Consider the following 18,020-nt stretch of genomic DNA (forward strand, 5'->3'; position numbering starts at 1 on the left):
TCGCCGACACGACACCCACCGAGGAGCCGCACCCATGGACCAGGCACGCGCCGACGAGTCGCTCGTCGACCACACTCGGGAGGGTCTGGTGCTGGAGCACGTCGTGCTCGTCCACGCCGCGGTGCGCGACGTCGCCGCGCGGGTGCCGGCCAGCGTCGATCGAGCCGATCTCACCTCGGCCGGTCTCGAGGCCCTGGTGGCCGCCGCGCGCTCGTTCGACCCGGACCGGGGAGTGCCGTTCGCGGCCTATGCGCGCACGCGCATCCGCGGCGCGCTGCTCGACGAGCTGCGCTCCTACGACTGGGCCACGCGGAGCGTGCGCCGTACCGCCCGGGACATCGAGAGCGTGCGCAACCGGATGGCTGCCGTGCTCGGTGGGCTGCCCTCGGCCGGTGAGGTCGCCCAGGCGCTGGGCGTGGACGTCGACGTCGTCCACCAGTCGGACCGCGACCTCGCCCGGGCGGCCGTCGCCTCGCTCGACGAGGAGCACGGCGCGGCAGCCGGGCAGATCATCAGCCGCGGTGACGGCCCGGAGGGGGCCCAGGTCCGGCACGAGCAGGTCGAGCTGGTGGCCGACGCCATCGAGATGCTCCCGCCGCGGCTCCGGATCGTCGTACGCGGCTACTTCCTCGAGGAGCAGCCGATGTCGGCGCTCGCGGCCGAGCTCGGCGTGACCGAGTCACGCGTCTCCCAGCTCCGGGCCGAGGCCCTGGTGCTGCTGCGCACCGTGCTCAACCGGCTCCACGACGAGCACCTCCCCGTGCCGGAGGTCCTGGTGGGCGGCGCCGCGGAACGGCGACAGGTCACGTACGTCGAGCAGGTCGCCCGGCGCCATGCGTCGCGTCGACCCTGGATCGGACAGGTCAGGCAGGGTGCCTGACCGGCTCCCCGGTGTGCCTATCGGCGATCGACCAGGCAGGCGGTGATGTTGTCGGCGATCTTGTCGAGCACCTCGTCGGTCACCTCGATCGAGTCGACCCGCATCGCGAGCAGCGTGTGGATCGCGGCACCGTGCAGCACCGACATCAGCGTCGCCGGCGACGCCTGGACCGTCAGGTCGCCGCGCGCCTCGGCCCGGGCGCAGATCTGCACCCCGCGGGCCATGTAGTCGTCGCGGACGTCGGGCGGCAGGATCCCGGTGCGGTTCTCGGTGATCGCCGCGTCGAGGAAGATCCGGTACGACGCCCAGCCGACCGGGTCGCGGAAGCGACGCAGCAGCACCCGGGTCAGCTCGTAGAGGTCGCCGCGCAGCGACCCGGTGTCCGCGGGTAGCGCCAGCGTGGCGTCGTTCGCGCGCATCGCGTCGGCGAGCAGCGCCTCCTTGTCGGCCCAGCGCAGGTAGACCGTCGACTTCCCGACGCCCGCGCGCTTGGCGACCTTGTCGATCGTGAACCCCGACCAGCCCTGCTCGCCGAACTCGACGATCGCGGCCTCGATGATCCGCTCGTCCGCGCCCGCTCTCCGCGGCCGTCCGCGGCTCCGACGCTCCGCCCGGGCAGGCTCCCGCGGCGTGTCCCCCGACATCATGAGGACATTGGAACCGACAGAACCGGTTCCCGTCAGCAGTTGTCCGGTAAATCCCCTGTTAGGAATCCGCAAGATCCGCGTGCTGGTCGCGGAGCTGGCGCTTGAGGATCTTGCCGCTGGGGTTCTTCGGGAGGGCGTCCGCGACCACGACGTACTTGGGCGTCTTGAAGCCGGCGAGCCGCTCCCGGCAGTGCGCGATCACCCCGTCGGGGGAGATCTCCGCCCCGTCCTTGGGTACGACGACCGCCGCCACCGCCTCCACCCAGCGGGGGTGGCTGATGCCGAAGACCGCGACCTCGGCGATGCCGTCGAGCTCGTAGATCGCCTCCTCGACCTCGCGGCTGGCGACGTTCTCCCCGCCGGTCTTGATCATGTCCTTCTTGCGGTCCACGACGTAGAGGCGGCCGCCGTCGTCGAGGTAGCCGAGGTCGCCGGAGTGGAACCAGCCGCCGCGGAACGCCTCGTCGGTGCGCTCCGGGTCGAGGTAGTAGCCGAGGGTGGCGTGCGGGGAGCGGTGGACGATCTCCCCGACGGTCCCGGCCGACACCGGCTGGTCCTGGTCGTCGACGATCCGGGTCTCGACGTTGAGCGCCGCGCGACCCGCCGACCCGGCGTACGCCAGCTGCTCGTCGGGCCCGAGGATGGTGGCCAGCGGGGCCATCTCGGTCTGGCCGTAGAAGTTCCAGAGCGCCACGTCGGGCAGCCGGGCCTGGATCTCGCGGAGCACCTCGACCGGCATCGGCGAGGCGCCGTAGTAGCCCTTGCGCAGGCTCGAGAGGTCGGCGTCGTCGAAGCCGGGGTGGCGCAGCAGGCCGATCCAGACGGTCGGCGGCGCGAAGAACTTGGTGACCCGGTGCTCCTCGATCTTCCTCAGGATCGTGCCGGGATCGGGTGCGGGCAGGATGACGCTGGTCGCGCCGAGGTAGACGTCGACGCCGAGGAAGCAGTCGAGCTGCGCGCAGTGGTAGAGCGGCAGCGTGTGCAGCTCGATGTCGTCGGCGGACATCGATCCGTCGATCGCGCAGGAGACGTACTGCCACAGCAGGCTCCGGCTGCTCAGCAGCGCGCCCTTGGGCCGCGACTCGGTGCCGGAGGTGAACATCATCCGCACCGGGTCGTCGTCCTCGAGGATCACCGCCGGCGGCGTGCCGTCGTGATCGAGCCACTCCTGCAGGTCGCGCCAGCCGTCCGGCACGTCGCCGTCGTGGAGACGTACGACGGCCCGCGTCCTCGCGGTGCCCGTGCTCTGCGCCAGGGCCTGCTCCGCGACCGGCAGCAGCGCGTCCTCGACCACGAACGCCTCGGCGCCGCTGTGGTCGAGGATGAAGGCGATCTCCTCGGCGTTGAGCATGAAGTTGATCGGCACCAGCACCACCCCGGCGCGGGCGCACGCGAAGTTGAGCACCGCGAACTGCCAGCTGTTGTGGCACAGCAGCGCCAGCCGGTCGCGGGTGGTCAGCCCGGCGGCGTGCAGCGCGGCGGCCACCCGGTCGACCACGGCGTCGAGCTCGGCGAAGGTGAGTCGGGTGTCGCCGTCGACCAGCGCGAGCTTGTCCGGCACCCGGCGCGCCGTACGCCGGGGCAGCTCGCCGAGGGTCTGCTGACGCGCCTGGTCCACGAGGGGCGATGTCATGCGGGTCACACTAGGGGTCGGCCGGCGAGATATGTAACGCGGAGTTATGGGATCTGCGGAGTCGTTGTGACGGGGCGGCAGACCCCATAACTCCGCGTTACATACGCCGGCACCCCCCTGGGGCCGGGCCGAGCCAGAGGTCGTCCACAGCGGCGCCCCGGACACGGCTCTCCACAGTCGCGGATCGGACGGCCGCGGACCGGGGGAGCCGGCGGCGATGGTCACCGGCATGCAGACGACGTTCGGGTGGTACCTCGCGCACCAGCACGGCCTCATCACGCGCAAGCAGGCGCTGCGGTCGGGGCTCGAGGAGGATCAGGTGCGCCGTCTGCTGAAGACCGGCGAGTGGATCGCCGTACGCCGGGGTGTCTACACGACGGGGGCCTATTGGGCGACGCTGGACCCGAACGTCGGTCGCCCGCGGCTCGAGGTGTGGGCCGGGGTGCTGGTGACGACCGTGCCGCACGTCGTCAGCCACGACTCGGCGGCGTACCTGCACGGCCTGCCGATCCTGGCCGAGATGCCGCGCTTCGTCCACGTGACGAGGGACGGCGCGCTGGGCGGCACCAAGAACGGGATCAAGCACCACCTGGCGCCGCGGACCCCGGAGCAGGTTGTCTTCATCGACGATCATCCCGTGCTCGACCTGCCCCGCACCGTCGCCGACATCGCGCGGGCGCACGGTGCCCGGCACGGCATCGTGGCCGTCAACTCCGCGCTCCGGGCCGGAGTACGCCGGAAGGCGATCAAGGCGAGCATCGAGGCGATGGAGTTCTGGCCGAACGTCAGGGTCGCTCGTCGGGTCGCGGACTGGGGCGACAAGCGGTGCGAGACCGTGCTCGAGGACCTCGTGCTGCTGATGCTCAAGGAGATGGCGATCGGCAAGATCCACGTGCAGTGGGGATTCCGCGACTCCACTCGGGAGGCATGGGTCGACTTCCGCGTGGGCCGGCACCTGATCGAACCCGACGGCCATCTCAAGTATTTGCCGGTCGGGCAGGGCGGCGTCGCCACCCAGCCGCCGGAGAAGGTGCTCTGGGAGGAGAAGCGGCGGCAGGACTGGCTGTGCGGCTACAAGCTCGGCATCTCGCGTCCGACCTGGACCGACCTCCAACCGGACACGTGGGAGCGCACCAAGGAGCGCCTGTATCGGGAGATCCGCGACACCAACAGCCGGTTCGGCACCTCGGTCGCGGACCTGGCGCCGTACATCATCCGGACGCCGCGGCGGGGCCGGCGCTGAGTCGGGCCGGCGGGTGCGGGGAGGTGCCGGCGAGATATGTAACGCGGAGTTATGGGGACTGATGAGCCGGCACAACGCCGCGGTAGGGCCCATAACTCCGCGTTACATTCACGCCCGTGGACCTGGGGATGACGTTGCCGGTCATGGAGCCGGACCTGTGGGACGCCGACGGGGTGCTCGAGGCCTGGTCGCGCGCGATCGACGAGGGCCCGTGGTCGTCGCTGTGCTTCGGGGAGCGGATCGCCTTCGCCAACCCGGACGCGCTGACCCTGCTCGGCGCGGTCGCCGCCTGGACGTCGAGGGCGCGGCTCGTGACGACGGTGCTGGTGCCGCAGCTGCACGACCCGGTGCTGCTCGCGAAGGCGCTGGCGACCGCCGACCGGCTCTCGTCGGGGCGGCTCACGGTCGGGCTCGGCGTCGGAGGTCGCGACGAGGACTACGCGTCGGTCTCGGCGCCGCTGGCGAGCAGGACCATGGGCGAGATGGCCGCCCGGGTCGCCGCGATGCGCGCCGTCTGGGCGGGGGAGCGGCCGGCGGACTCCGTCCTGCCGGTCGGGCCCGCGCCCGTCCAGCCCGGGGGTCCGCCACTCCTCGTCGGCACCCTCGGACCACGCACCATCCGGTCGGCGGCCGCCTGGGCGGACGGCCTCGCCGGCATGTCGTTGACCGTCGACCTCGACGAGATGGCCTCGGTCTTCGAGCTCTGCCGGACGTCGTGGGCCGACGCCGGGCGACCGGCGCCGCGGGTCACGACCTCCTTCTGGTTCGCCCTCGGTGAGGCCGCCGACGCCCGCGCCCAGGTGCACCGGCACCTGCGGCACTACATGAACTGGGTCCCGCCCCAGTACGTCGACGCGCTCGCCCAGACCGCCGGCTTCGCCGGGTCGGTCGCCGAGCTGCGGGACCTGCTGAGGCGGGTCGAGGACCTCGGCTGCGACGAGGTCCAGCTCATCCCGACGTCCTCGTCGGTCTTCCAGGTGGAGGAGCTCGCCGAGCTCCTGGTCTGACCGCTGGTCTGAACACGAGCGCGCGTTCGTCGTACAGAGGGGCCCGGAGGTCCTACGGTGTGCGCCATGCGGATGGACTGGGTGCCCTTCTCGGCGGCCCTGCTGTTGACGGGCGCGCTGGCGCTCGCGCTCGGCTCCTTCCTGATCCCGTCCGCCGACGGCACGGCCGAGACGCTGCGGGTCGTGCAGCAGCAGGGCGGTCGGTGGCTCGCCGCCGCGGCGATCTACTTCCTGGCCGCCGTCTTCCTGACCCTCGGGCTGCCGTCGGTGCTCATGCTCTTCCAGCAGCGCGCCCGGGTGCTCGGGCTCGTCGCCGCGGTGGTGCTGGAGTTCGGCTTCATCGGCACCGCGGGCTACGCGATGCTGATGGTCTTCTTCCGCTCGCTGGTCGTCACCAACACGATCAAGGACCAGGGGATCGACGACATCGCCCACGAGACCGGGCTGATGGTCTTCCTCTACGCCTGGATCGCCGGCTTCTTCATCGGCGAGCTGCTGCTCGGCATCGCGCTGCTGCGCGCCCGGACGGTGCCGCGGTGGGTGCCGCTCGTGCTGGTGCTGCACGTCGCCACGATCTTCCTCAGCGGCGTGCTCCCCGAGCTGCTCGCCAAGGCCACGATCCTGCTCCTGGTCGCCGGCTTCGCGGGCGTCGCCGTCCAGGTGACGGCGCCCGACGCGCGGCGGCTGCCGACACCGCGCTGACGCCGGCGCCTGACGGGGTCGCGGGGCGCCATCGGCCGGCCGATGAATCTCCCGCCCTCGTGCCGCGCCGCGGGCGTCAGAGCGGACCGAGCGCGCTCGCGAGCGCCGCGACCTGGTCGAGCGGTGGCTCGTAGCCCGGGAAGTAGCAGCACACCCGGTCGGCGAGGTCGCCGAAGCGGCGGCCGAGCTCGGCGGCGCACTCCTCCGGGGTGCCGCGTACGGCGAGGGTCGCCAGCATCTCGTCGGTGACCAGGCCGAACATGGAGGCGAAGTCGCCCTCCTTCGACAGCCGGTTGAGCTCCGGCTGCACCTCGCCCCAGCCCTCGACCTCGAGGACCGGCCGGTACGCCGGGGTCGAGCCGTAGAAGGCGAGCAGGCCACGGACGCCGGTGTCGGCGCGGGCCAACTCCTCCTCGGTGCGGCCCATCGCGACGATCGCCTGCGGCAGGATCGCCAGGCCCGCCCGGGTCCGGCCGGCGCGAGCCAGGCCCTCGTCGACGGCCGGGAGCGTGCGCTCGCGGACGTGGCGGTGGCTGTGGAACGGCATCACGAGCAGCCCGTCGGCGACCTCGGCCGCGGTCCGGGTCATGATCGGGCCGAGGGCGCCGAGCAGCACGGGCGGGACGCCGTACGGGTTGGGGCCGGGGACGAAGGTCGGCGGCATCAGCGTGTGCCGGGTGAAGTCGCCGCGGAAGTCGAGCCGGGTGCCGTCCTGCCAGGCCGTGAGGATCGCCCTGACGGCCAGCACCCACTCGCGCATCCGGGCCGCCGGGCGGTCCCAGGTCGCGCCGTACCGGTGCTCGATGTGCGGGCGGATCTGCGAGCCCAGGCCGAGCCGGAAGCGCCCCTTCGACATCAGCTGGAGGTCGTAGGCGAGGTTGGCCAGGTGCATCGGGCTGCGGGGGATCGCGATCGCCACGTTGGTCATCAGGTCGGTCTCGATCCCGGCCGCGGCGGTGGCGGCGAGGGGCAGGAAGACGTCGTGGGGTCCCTCGAAGGTGAAGAGCCCCGCGATCCCGGTCGAGGTCAGCTCACGGGCGCGGTCGACGGCGAGGTCGGGGCGGGCGTCGAGCTGGAGGTCGAGCAGCACGCGGTCAGTGTGGCGCATCCGACGGTCGCCAGAATTGATTTGTGCACAATTGAACGGCGTACGCTCGAACGATGACCGAGAAGCAGATGCGCACCGTCATGCACGACCGTTTCGGCGAGCCGGAGGACGTCCTCGTCGTCCGCCCGCAGCCCGTGCCGGAGCCCGGCCCCGGCCAGGTCCGCCTGCGGGTCGTGCTCGCCGCGATCCACAACCACGACCTGTGGACGGTCCGCGGCACCTACGGCTTCAAGCCCGAGCTCCCGGCGCGGGCCGGCACCGAGGCCGTCGGCGTCGTCGACGCGCTCGGGGAGGGCGTCGACCGGGTCGCGGTCGGGCAGCGCGTGGTCAGCGGCGCCGGGTTCGGCGCCTGGGCGGAGTACGTCACCGTGCCCGCCGCCGGGCTGGTCCCCGTGCCCGACGCCATCCCCGACGAGGCCGCCGCCCAGCTGGTCGCGATGCCGTTCAGCGCGATCAGCCTCCTGCACTTCCTCGACCTGGAGCCCGGCGACTGGCTGGTCCAGAACACCGCCAACGGCGCCGTGGGTCGGCTGGTCGCCCAGCTCGGACAGGCCCGTGGCCTCCACGTGCTGGGGCTGGTACGCCGGGGCGAGGGCGTCGAGGAGCTCGCCCAGCAGGGCATCCACGGCGTGGTCGCCACCGACGCGGACGACTGGCGCGAGCAGGCGGAGGCCGTCACCGGCGGCGCGCCGATCGTGGCCGGTGTCGACTCGGTCGGGGGCGCGGCCGCGGGTGAGGTGCTCTCGCTGCTGGCCGAGGGCGGCACGCTGGTGTCCTTCGGCTCGATGGGATCGCCGAAGCTGGAGCTCTCCGCCGGCGACCTGATCTTCAAGCAGGCCACGGTGAAGGGCTTCTGGGGCAGCAAGGTCAGCGAGGCGATGTCCGGGCCGCTGAAGGCGCAGCTCTTCGGTGAGCTGATCCAGCGCATCGCGGCCGGCGAGCTCACCCTGCCGGTGGCGGCCACCTACCCCCTCGAGGAGATCGCGGCCGCCGTCACCACCAGCCTCGGCGCCGGACGGGTCGGCAAGGTGCTGCTGCGACCCTGAGTGGTCAGGCGGTCGGTAGGGCGGCCGCACGGCGCGGTGCGGCGCGGTCCAGCGCGACCGCACCGGCCGCCGCGACCACGAAGAGCGACGAGACCGTCAGCAACGTCATCTCGAAGCCGTGCGACCGGCCGCCGTACGCCGCCATCAGCGCGACGCTCGCCGCGCTGCCGATCGTGAAGCCGAGGTAGCGCAGCACCTGGTTGAAGGCCATCGCGCTGCCCGTCTCGGCCTGCGGCAGGTGCGGCACCATCAGCACCGCGAGCGAGGAGAAGGTGAAGCCGCTGCCGACCCCGCCGATGCCCATCGCGAGCAGCAGCTGCCACAGGTGGTCGTGCGCGAGCGCCAGCAGCACCGTCGACGCCAGGAAGGTCAGGCAGCCGGTGGGCAGCAGGAAGCCCGGGCCGAGCGTGACGCGGGCACCGCGGGCGAGCTGGTTGCCGAGCACGCTCATCACGGAGTAGGGCACCAGGATCACGCCGGCCACCCACACCGGCATCGCCAGGCCGAAGCCCGGCTCGTCGGCGCGGACGAGCACCACCGAGAGCGTCAGCAGGCAGTACATGCCGAGGCCGGCGATGAGCGCGACCAGGTTGGGCGCGGCCACGCCGGGACGCACCGCCATCCGCAGGTCGACCAGGGGCGTCGCGCTGCGCAGCGTCCAGAGCACCCAGCCGACCAGGACAGCGGCACCGGCGAGCCCCAGCCCGAGCGTCCGCGGCGAGGTCCAGCCCCACACCTCGCCCTCGCTGACCGCGAGCAGCACCGCGAGCATGCCGAGGCTGAGCAGCACGGCGCCCGCCCAGTCGACGCGCATCGGCACGGGCTCGGCCGACCCGGGCAGGTGCCGCCACGCCATCAGCAGCGTCGCGCCGGTCAGCACCGTGCCGAGTGCGTACGCCGCGGGCAGGCCGCCCAGCTCGGCGACGAGCGAGGTCACGGGATAGCCGAGGCCGGCGCCCGCGACGGTGGTGACCGAGAGCAGCGCGATCGCGCGGTTCATCGGCTCGCCGACCCAGGCGTCGCGGGCCACCGCGATCGCCAGGGGCAGCAGCGCCATCCCGACGCCCTGCATCGCGCGACCCGCCACCAGGACGCCGTACGACGTCGGCACGATCGCGATCGCGGTGCCGAGCGTGACGACCGCCAGGCCGGCCAGGATCGTCGGCCGGCGCAGCCGGCCGCTCGCGAACCGCCCCACGATCGGGGTCGCCACCGCACCCGTCAGCAGGGTCGCGGTCAGCGACCACTGCGCAGTCGTCAGGCGGATGTCGTACGCCGACGCGATGCTCGGCACGAGCGGGGCGCCGAGCGACGACACCACCGCGGTGATGGTAGTGAGCAGCGCCAGGGTGGGCAGCAGCAGCCGCGGCCGCCCACCGGCATCGCTCAACTGACTACTTGCTCGCCTTGCGCGCGCGGCTGGCGATCTTGGCCCGCTCGTTCTGGTCGAGCACGACCTTGCGGATCCGCACGGTCTCGGGGGTGACCTCGACGCACTCGTCGTCGCGGCAGAACTCCAGGCACTGCTCGAGCGAGAGCTTGCGCGGCGGGATCAGCTTCTCGAAGTTGTCGGAGGTGGCGGACCGGATGTTGGTCTGCTGCTTCTCCTTGGTGATGTTGACGTCCATGTCGTCGGCGCGGGAGTTCTCGCCGACGATCATGCCCTCGTAGACCTCGGTGGTCGGGTCCACGAACATCACGCCGCGCTCCTGCAGCGAGGTCATGGCGTACGCCGTCGCCGCGCCCTTGCGGTCGGCGACCAGGGAGCCCGAGGCGCGCGAGCGGATCTCGCCGGCCCACGGCTCGTAGCCCTCGGAGATGTGGTGGGCGATGCCGGTGCCACGGGTGGTGGTGAGGAACTCGGTCCGGAAGCCGATCAGGCCGCGGGCCGGGACCAGGAACTCCATCCGCACCCAGCCGGTGCCGTGGTTGGTCATCTGCTCCATCCGGCCCTTGCGGGTGGCGAGCATCTCGGTGATCGCGCCGAGGTACTCCTCGGGGGCGTCGATGGTCAGGCGCTCGACGGGCTCGTGGACCTTGCCGTCGACCTCCTTGGTGACCACCTGCGGCTTGCCGACGGTGAGCTCGAAGCCCTCGCGGCGCATCTGCTCGACCAGGATCGCGAGCGCCAGCTCGCCACGGCCCTGCACCTCCCAGGCGTCGGGACGCTCGGTCGGGAGGACGCGCAGCGACACGTTGCCGACCAGCTCGGAGTCGAGGCGGTCCTTGACCAGGCGGGCGGTGACCTTGGCGCCCTTCACCTTGCCGACCAGCGGGGAGGTGTTGGTGCCGATGGTCATCGAGATCGCCGGCTCGTCGACGTGGATGAGCGGCAGCGCGATGGGGTTCTCGGGGTCGGCGAGGGTCTCGCCGATCGTGATGTCGGGGATGCCCGCGACCGCGACGATGTCGCCGGGACCGGCGGTCTCGCCCGGCTTGCGCTCGAGGCCCTCGGTGATGAGGAGCTCGGTGATGCGGACGTTCTTGACCTCGCCGTCGCGGCGGATCCACGCGACGGTCTGGCCCTTCTTCAGGTTGCCCTCCTTGATGCGCAGCAGCGCGAGGCGACCGAGGAACGGCGAGGAGTCGAGGTTGGTGACGTGGGCCTGGAGCGGCGCGCCCTCGTCGTACGTCGGCGCGGGGATCGTCTCGAGGATCGTCTTGAAGAGCGGCTCGAGGTCGCTGGAGTCGGGCAGCTCGCCGTTCTCCGGCATCTCGAGACCGGCGACGCCGGCCCGGCCCGAGGCGTAGACGACCGGGAAGTCGAGGGCGTCCTGGCTGTGGTGCTCGTCGAGCAGGTCCATGAAGAGCTCGTAGGTCTCGTCGACGACCTCGGAGATCCGGGCGTCGCCGCGGTCGGTCTTGTTGACGACCAGGATCACCGGCATGTCAGCGTTGAGCGCCTTGCGCAGCACGAAGCGGGTCTGGGGGAGCGGGCCCTCGGAGGCGTCGACCAGCAGCACGATCCCGTCGACCATCGACAGGCCGCGCTCGACCTCGCCGCCGAAGTCGGCGTGCCCGGGGGTGTCGATGATGTTGATGGTCATCGGCTGACCCTCGGCCGCGGGGCCGGCGTAGTGGACCGCGGTGTTCTTCGCGAGGATCGTGATGCCCTTCTCGCGCTCGAGGTCGCCGGAGTCCATCACCCGCTCGGCGACGCCCTCGGCCTGGTGCTCGGTGAACGCACCCGCCTGCTTCAGCATCGCGTCGACGAGGGTGGTCTTCCCGTGGTCGACGTGCGCCACGATGGCGACGTTGCGGAGATCGGTACGAGCAGTGGTAGGCACGAGGGTCGAGTCTAGTGGCGCAGTGTGTCCGGCTCGGAATCCGCAGGCCGCATCAAGACTTCCGCAAGCCACCGCGGCCGGGTCCGGCGCCGACCTACCCTCGACGCGTGGGGGGCGCGCTGCGGCATGCGCTGACGACGGCGGTGGTCCTCGTCGGCGTGCTCGCCGTGCCCGCGGCGCCCGCCGACGCGGTCAGCACCGGGCGGCCGATCGCCGTCGCGGTCGCCGCCGACGGGACGTCGTACGCCGGGTTCGCGGCGGGCGGTCGGGTCCTCCGGCTGACGCCGGACGGCGACCCGGACGGGTCGGTGACGCTCGACCGCGACGACCCGGTCACCGCCCTCGACGTCGACCCGGCCGGCACCCTCTGGGTCGACTACGGCGACAGCATCTCCCAGCTCGATCCGGCCGACGGCACCCTGCTGGCCCACTTCAGCCACCGGCCCTCGCTCTCCTGCCCGGACGACGCCGCCCACGACCCGGGGACCTACGGCGGCATCAAGGCCACGGCCGACGCGATCTACGTCGCCGGGCGCTGCGCCCGCACGGTCGGCGTCTACAGCCCGCTCGGCGACCTCGAGCTCACCCTCGACCTGCCCGGCAGCGGCTACCCGCGCGGCATCGCGGTCAGCAGGGCCGGCGCCGGCGTCCCCGCCCGCCTCTACGTCTCGCTGCCGGACGCGGGCAAGGTCCTCGTCTACGACCTCGCCGGGCTGAAGGCGACCTCCGACCCGGTGCGCACCCTGAGGATCGAGAAGGACAAGCCCGGCTACGTCACCCCCGTGCCCGGCGGCCTCGCCGCCGACGCCAAGGGCCAGCTGGTCGTCACCGACGTCGCCAACAACGCCCTCTACTTCTACGACGGCACCAAGGACTACCACTTCTACCGGACCCTCGGGCACCCGCCGGACCCCGCGCCCGACAAGGGCTACCTCGACGACCCGTCCGCGATCGACCAGGCCGGCGAGAGCCTCGACGCCCACCTCTGGGTCGCCGACACCGGCAACGGCCGGGTCCAGCGCTGGTCCACCGACGGCACCACGCAGTGGATGACGAACGCCCAGCCGCCCGCCGACGAGGGGGCCCCGGTCAACACGGTGCTGCCCGCGGTCGAGGGCTCGCCGGCCGTCGGGCAGGAGCTCACCTGCGACGACGGCGCGTGGGAGGGCGACGTGGCGGCGTACGTCGAGAGCTGGCTGCGCGACGGTCGGGCTATCGGGGCGACCGGACCGACCCACACGATCACCTCCGCCGACGTCTCGACCGAGCTCAGCTGCTCGGTCGTCGCGACCAGCGCCACCGGTGCGCGGAGCGCGCCCGCGGTCAGCGACGCCTTCCCGATCCCCGGTGCGACGTCCCCGCCGTACGTCGTGACCCGTCCCGAGATCAGCGGCGTGACCACGCCCGGCTCGGTGCTGCACTGCTCGCCCGGCACCTGGACCGATCCGAGCCCGGAGTCCTCCGTGCACGGCTGGCTGCGCGACGGCCAGCTGCTCGCGGGCACCAACGCCGCCGACTACCTGGTGACCGCGAGCGACCTCTACCACCGGCTGACCTGCCGGGTGGTCGCGAGCAACGCCTACGGCGCCAGCAGGCCCGCGGTCAGCGACGCGGTGGTGATCGAGGACGGCGGCAGCGGCGACGAGGTCGGCCCACCGTCGAACGACCGCCGCCCCTCCATCGAGGGCACGGCGACGGTCGGCTCGGTGCTCTTCTGCGACCCCGGGACCTGGGAGAACGCGCCGCTCTTCAGCTACACCTGGCGGCGCGACGGCGATGCGATCGGCGGCAGCCAGGGCGACCACCACACCGTCGTCGCCGACGACCGGGGCGCCTCCCTCACCTGTGAGGTGACCGGCACCAACCCCGCGGGGGCGGCGACCGCGACGTCCCCGGCCGTGGTCCCGACGGGCGGGAGCGGCGGCGGGGACGACGACCCCGACGACCCGGGCACCGGCTCCACCTCCACCTGCCGCGGTCGCCCGTCGGTGGCGATCGACCACGGCCACCGCTACGCCCGCGACCCCTACGTGTCGCTGCGCATCCGCGCGCCGCGCGGTGCGACCGGCGTCGTGATCAGCAACGACGCGTCCTTCCGGCACGCGGACACCCGCGGCCTGACCCGCTCGTGCGCCTACCCCTGGACCCTCGACAAGCGGTCGAGCCGGACGCCGAAGACCGTATGGGTCCGGTTCACCGGCGCGAGCGGGAAGGCCTCCGACCAGGTCGTGCTCGACTCCGCCGCCCCGCACATCCGGCGGATCACCGCGCGGTGGCGCGACTCGTGGTGGTCGTGGGTGCTCACCATCCACGCCTCCGACCGCGGCACCGGCATCGCCAAGGTCCAGGTCGGCCACACCCGCGGCGACACCCGGTGGGTGCCGTGGCGCCACCCGGTCAACGACGTCGACAGCTCCAAGCTGCGCTGGGTGCGGGTCTGGGACCACGCCGGCAACGCGAGCGGCTGGTACCGCCTCCGGATCTGACCGGGCCGGTCACCGGGAGGCGGCCGGATATGTAACGCGGAGTTATGGGGTCCGGTGATCCGTTAGACCGGCTCGGTAGCGTCCATAACTCCGCGTTACATATCTCGGCGTGGGTCTCACCGGCGTCGTGCTTGGGTGGAGGCATGCCGCGCATCGCCACCGCCGACCGGGTCTCCCGCGACCAGCTGCTCGACTTCGTCCGCACCCGGCACCACCTAGTGCTCGTAACCACCCGCTCCGACGGGCGTCCCCAGCTCTCGCCCGTGACCGGCGGGGTCGACGCCGAGGGCCGGATCGTCATCTCGACGTACCCCGACCGCGCCAAGGCCACCAACCTGCGCCGCCGTCCGGCGGCGTCCGTCCTCGTCCTCTCCGACGAGTGGGACGACGCCTGGGTGCAGGTCGACGGCACCGCCGAGGTGCTCGACATGCCCTCTCCCGAGGCCGAGGACGGGCTGGTCGAGTACTTCCGCTGCATCTCCGGCGAGCACCCCGACTGGGACGACTACCGCGCCGCCATGCGCCGCCAGGGCAAGTCGCTGGTCCGGATCACCGTGGAGTCGTGGGGTCCGATCGCGACCGGCGGCTTCCCGCCCGATCGCGCACCGGAGTAGGGGCCGGCACCGGTCCAGACGGGCGGCCCGGGAGCACGCGATCCGACGTTAAGGTTCCGGCGTGCGCGGCTTCGCCCCCCTGGGCCGCCTCATCGGTCTTGCCTTGATCTGCACCGGCCTCGGGACCGTGTCTTTGGTGACCGCCGAGACCGCCCAGGCTGCAGCGACCGACGGTCCCACGGCCATCGGTGTCAGTGGCGACGGCACGTCGTGGGTCGGCTTCGCCGGCGGCGGCAAGCTGGTCCGGATCGGGCCCAAGGGCAAGAAGCTCAGCCCGGTCTCGCTGGACACCGACGAGTCCGTCGACGGCATCGTGGTCACCGACGACAACACCGTGCTCGTCGACCTCGAGACCAGCGTGATGGTGCTCAACCGCAAGGGCAAGCAGATCGACCAGTTCGACCACGACCCCGTGCAGACCTGCAGCGACTGGCCCGCCGCGAAGTACGGCGGCATCGCCTTCGGCGCCGGCAAGGTGTGGGTCGCCGACCGGTGCTCGAGCACGATGACCGTCTACCACCGCAACGGCGGCGTCGTGGCGACCGTCGACCTCCCGGGCGCCGGCCACCCGCGCGGCATCACGTACGGCGACGCCCAGGCCGGGCGGGTCGCGATGGTCTACGTCGCGATGCCCGACGCCGGCAAGGTCCTCGCCTTCCGCGCCCGCACCATCCGCAACGCGTCCAAGCCCGCCGACACCGTGCCCCTCAAGCGCCCGTACGGCGGCCGCGCGCCGCGCCCGAGCGGCCTGGCGGTCGACCGCTACGGCCAGCTCACGGTCAGCGACACCGCCAACAACGCGGTCTACCTGCTCGACACCAACAACGGCTACTCGCTCTACCGCACCCTCGGCCACCCGCCGCGCGCGAGCCGGCAGGCGGGGCGCCTCGACAACCCCAGCGCCCTGGCCCAGCACGACCAGGACGGTGGCTCGCTGTCGGGCAACCTCTTCATCGCCGACACCAGCAACGGCCGGGTCCAGCGCTGGGACACCGGCGGCTACACGCACTGGGCGACGCGGGCGACCACGTCCTCCGGCGGCGGTGGTGGCGGCGGTGGCGACTGCGACGGCAGCGACTGGAACTGCGGCGGCGGGGACGACGGCGGCGACAACGGTGGCGACGACGGCGGGGACGACGGCGGGGACGACGGCGGCAGCGGTGGCGGCTCGGCGAGCGCGCCGGTCAACACCGACGCCCCGTCGGTCACCGGGACCGCGGCCGTCGGGGGCGTCCTCACCTGCAACCGCGGCTCGTGGGCGAGCCCGCCCGGCGGCGGCACCCTGTCCTACGCGCGGCAGTGGCAGCGCAACGGCACCTCCATCAGCGCCGCGACCGGCGAGACCTACACCGTCGCCGCCGCCGATGCCGGCACCGCCGTCACCTGCAAGGTCACCGCGACCAACGCGGCCGGGACGACCAGCGTCACCAGCGCCGCGGTCACGATCTCCGGCGGGGGCGGCGCGGGCACGGGTCCGACCAACAGCGACCCCCCGACCATCTCCGGCACGACCGCGGTCGGGTCGACCCTCACCTGCGCCAAGGGCACCTGGGCCGGCGCCACCCCGATCGACTACGCCTACGAGTGGCGGCGCGCCGGCACCGCCGTCGCCGGCGCGACCGCCGCCACGTACGTCGTGGTGTCCGCCGACAACGGCGCCGCGCTGACCTGCGCCGTCACCGCGTCCAACAGCGCCGGCACGACGACCGTCGTCTCCGCCGCCGTCACGATCGGGGGCACCGGCGGCCCGACCAACGCCGTACGGCCCTCGATCAGCGGCTCCACCACGGTCGGCTCGACCCTCACCTGCGGCTCCGGAGCCTGGACCGGCACCCCGACGTTCACCTACCAGTGGAAGCGCGGCGGGACCGACATCTCCGGCGCGACCTCCGCCCAGTACGTCGTCGCGAGCGCCGACACCGGCACCTCGCTGACCTGCGCCGTGACCGGGAAGACCTCAGGCGGCCAGACCACCGCGACCACCGACCCGGTGGCGATCCCCGTCCCGCCCACGATCGGCGGCAACGCGGCGCCCGGCGAGGTCCTCACGTGTACGCCGCCGAACGGCTTCGGCTCGGGCGTCAGCTACCAGTGGCAGCGCAACGGCACCCCCATCGCGCTCGCCACCTGGTCGACCTACACGGTGCTCAGCACCGACCCGCTCCTCGACACCGGGACCCTGCTCACCTGCACGGTGACCTCCGGCTCCTCGTCGGCGACCTCGGCCGGCAAGGTGATCGGAGCCTGGTCCGGCCACGCCCCGTCGAGCACGGGCACCCTCCCGTCGGTCTCCGGCAGCCCGGTCGTCGGCCAGACCCTCACCTGCGACCCCGGCTCGTGGGGTGGCCTGCCGCCGGTGACGACCTCCACGAAGTGGCAGCGCGACGGCCAGGACGTCGGCACCGGGTCGACGTACACGATCGGCGCCGGCGAGGTCGGCTCCCGCCTGGCCTGCGTGGTGATCGCGGCCAACGGCGAGGGCAAGGCGGCCCTGGCCACCAGCCCGGTGACCGTGCTGCCCGCTGCGCCGGCGGTCGTGTCGCAGCCGTCGATCGCCGGAGCCGCGCGGATCGGCTCCGCGCTCACCTGCGACAAGGGCAGCTGGAGCGGCAGCGGCCTCACCTATGCCTACCGCTGGAACCGCAACGGCTCGCCGATCGCGGACACCGGGGCTGCGACGTACCTCGTGCTCAACCAGGACGCCACCGCGTCGTTGACCTGCACGGTCACCGCCACCAACAGTGCCGGCAGCACGTCGCGGACCACGACAGCGGTCACCGCCGACCCGCTCACGGGGAGCACGCCGGTGCCGACGGTGGCCCCGTCGATCGCCGGCACCGCCGCGACCGGCCAGACGCTGACCTGCAACCGCGGCACCTGGACCTCGGCGACCACGCCGACCTACCTGACCCTCTGGCAACGCAACGGAGCGACTGTCGGCACCGGCTCGACCTACACGCTGTCCGCCGCCGACGCGACCGCCTCGGTCCGGTGCGTCGTGGTCGCGACCGTCCCCGGGGTCGCCTCCGGGGCCGCGCGGTCCGACGCGATCGGGGGCAACAGCTGCGGCGGCGCGATCGGCGTCGTGATCAACGGCGGCGACGCGAGCACCGGCTCGGCGCAGGTGACGCTCTCGATCAGGCCGCCGGTAGGTGCGCACAGCGTGCAGATCACCGACGACGGCGACTTCTCCGGTGCCGCGTCGGTGCCGCTCGTCGACGGCTGCACCTACTCCTGGACGGTGCCGTCCATCCCCGGCCTGGCGATGGACACGACGGTGTCGGTGCGCTTCGACACGGCCGCGACGGTCTACACCGACACGATCACTGTGGCGGTGCCGAACCCGTCGTCCGCGTTGCGCTGGTAG

The 18,020-nt window shown here is 72.7% G+C and carries 13 protein-coding genes; 8 read left to right on the forward strand and 5 right to left on the reverse strand.

Translation table 11 applies throughout. From position 1 onward, the window contains the following. Window positions 1-34: 34 nt before the first annotated feature. A complete protein-coding gene (locus K8U61_RS10220; RefSeq protein WP_224122909.1) occupies window positions 35-880 on the forward strand; it encodes a sigma-70 family RNA polymerase sigma factor in 846 nt (281 codons plus the stop codon). A 17-nt stretch (window positions 881-897) separates the two neighbouring features. Here the strand turns inward: K8U61_RS10220 and K8U61_RS10225 are convergent, their stop codons facing one another. Together K8U61_RS10225 and K8U61_RS10230 are read right to left on the reverse strand one after the other, a co-directional pair. Next, window positions 898-1,527: a TetR/AcrR family transcriptional regulator gene (locus tag K8U61_RS10225; RefSeq protein ID WP_224122910.1), complete on the reverse strand. Its 630-nt coding sequence runs from the start codon at window positions 1,525-1,527 to the stop codon at window positions 898-900. A gap of 58 nt (window positions 1,528-1,585) precedes the next feature. Then, window positions 1,586-3,160, reverse strand: coding sequence for an acyl-CoA synthetase (locus tag K8U61_RS10230; protein ID WP_224122911.1), 1,575 nt, complete (start codon window positions 3,158-3,160; stop codon window positions 1,586-1,588). A gap of 229 nt (window positions 3,161-3,389) precedes the next feature. On the opposite strand from K8U61_RS10230, the gene K8U61_RS10235 reads away from it, so the two are divergent. The 3 genes from K8U61_RS10235 (at window position 3,390) to K8U61_RS10245 (ending at window position 6,112) form a co-directional block, all read left to right on the forward strand. Then, window positions 3,390-4,403: a type IV toxin-antitoxin system AbiEi family antitoxin domain-containing protein gene (locus K8U61_RS10235; protein ID WP_224122912.1), complete on the forward strand. Its 1,014-nt coding sequence runs from the start codon at window positions 3,390-3,392 to the stop codon at window positions 4,401-4,403. 116 nt (window positions 4,404-4,519) lie between these two features. Next, window positions 4,520-5,410 carry an LLM class flavin-dependent oxidoreductase gene (locus tag K8U61_RS10240; RefSeq protein ID WP_224122913.1) on the forward strand — a complete coding sequence of 297 codons (891 nt, stop codon included), beginning with the start codon at window positions 4,520-4,522 and terminating at the stop codon, window positions 5,408-5,410. Window positions 5,411-5,476: 66 nt separating this feature from the next. Beyond that, window positions 5,477-6,112 carry a hypothetical protein gene (locus tag K8U61_RS10245; RefSeq protein WP_224122914.1) on the forward strand — a complete coding sequence of 212 codons (636 nt, stop codon included), beginning with the start codon at window positions 5,477-5,479 and terminating at the stop codon, window positions 6,110-6,112. A 76-nt stretch (window positions 6,113-6,188) separates the two neighbouring features. On the opposite strand, the gene K8U61_RS10250 is transcribed toward K8U61_RS10245, so the two are convergent. Continuing rightward, complete coding sequence (locus K8U61_RS10250; RefSeq protein WP_224122915.1) at window positions 6,189-7,202, reverse strand: TIGR03617 family F420-dependent LLM class oxidoreductase; 1,014 nt, start codon at window positions 7,200-7,202, stop codon at window positions 6,189-6,191. Between the two features lie 71 nt (window positions 7,203-7,273). On the opposite strand from K8U61_RS10250, the gene K8U61_RS10255 reads away from it, so the two are divergent. Next, on the forward strand, window positions 7,274-8,266 hold the full coding sequence (locus tag K8U61_RS10255) for a zinc-binding dehydrogenase (protein WP_224122916.1): 993 nt from the start codon (window positions 7,274-7,276) through the stop codon (window positions 8,264-8,266). Between the two features lie 4 nt (window positions 8,267-8,270). Here K8U61_RS10255 and K8U61_RS10260 read toward each other — a convergent pair whose 3' ends face one another. Together K8U61_RS10260 and typA are read right to left on the reverse strand one after the other, a co-directional pair. After that, window positions 8,271-9,656 carry an MFS transporter gene (locus K8U61_RS10260; protein WP_224122917.1) on the reverse strand — a complete coding sequence of 462 codons (1,386 nt, stop codon included), beginning with the start codon at window positions 9,654-9,656 and terminating at the stop codon, window positions 8,271-8,273. A gap of 4 nt (window positions 9,657-9,660) precedes the next feature. Next, window positions 9,661-11,553, reverse strand: coding sequence for a translational GTPase TypA (typA, locus tag K8U61_RS10265; protein ID WP_224122918.1), 1,893 nt, complete (start codon window positions 11,551-11,553; stop codon window positions 9,661-9,663). Window positions 11,554-11,660: 107 nt separating this feature from the next. On the opposite strand from typA, the gene K8U61_RS10270 reads away from it, so the two are divergent. The 3 genes from K8U61_RS10270 (at window position 11,661) to K8U61_RS10280 (ending at window position 18,020) form a co-directional block, all read left to right on the forward strand. Continuing rightward, window positions 11,661-14,039 (forward strand): hypothetical protein, encoded by a 2,379-nt coding sequence (locus tag K8U61_RS10270; protein ID WP_224122919.1) that lies wholly within the window; start codon window positions 11,661-11,663, stop codon window positions 14,037-14,039. A gap of 143 nt (window positions 14,040-14,182) precedes the next feature. Continuing rightward, the gene (locus tag K8U61_RS10275; protein ID WP_224122920.1) at window positions 14,183-14,653 is read left to right on the forward strand and encodes a PPOX class F420-dependent oxidoreductase; all 471 of its coding nucleotides are present in this window, start codon (window positions 14,183-14,185) and stop codon (window positions 14,651-14,653) included. A 136-nt stretch (window positions 14,654-14,789) separates the two neighbouring features. Beyond that, on the forward strand, window positions 14,790-18,020 hold the full coding sequence (locus K8U61_RS10280; RefSeq protein WP_224123039.1) for a hypothetical protein: 3,231 nt from the start codon (window positions 14,790-14,792) through the stop codon (window positions 18,018-18,020).

It is taken from the genome of Nocardioides mangrovi (assembly GCF_020073815.1).
Lineage (GTDB): Bacteria > Actinomycetota > Actinomycetes > Propionibacteriales > Nocardioidaceae > Nocardioides > Nocardioides mangrovi.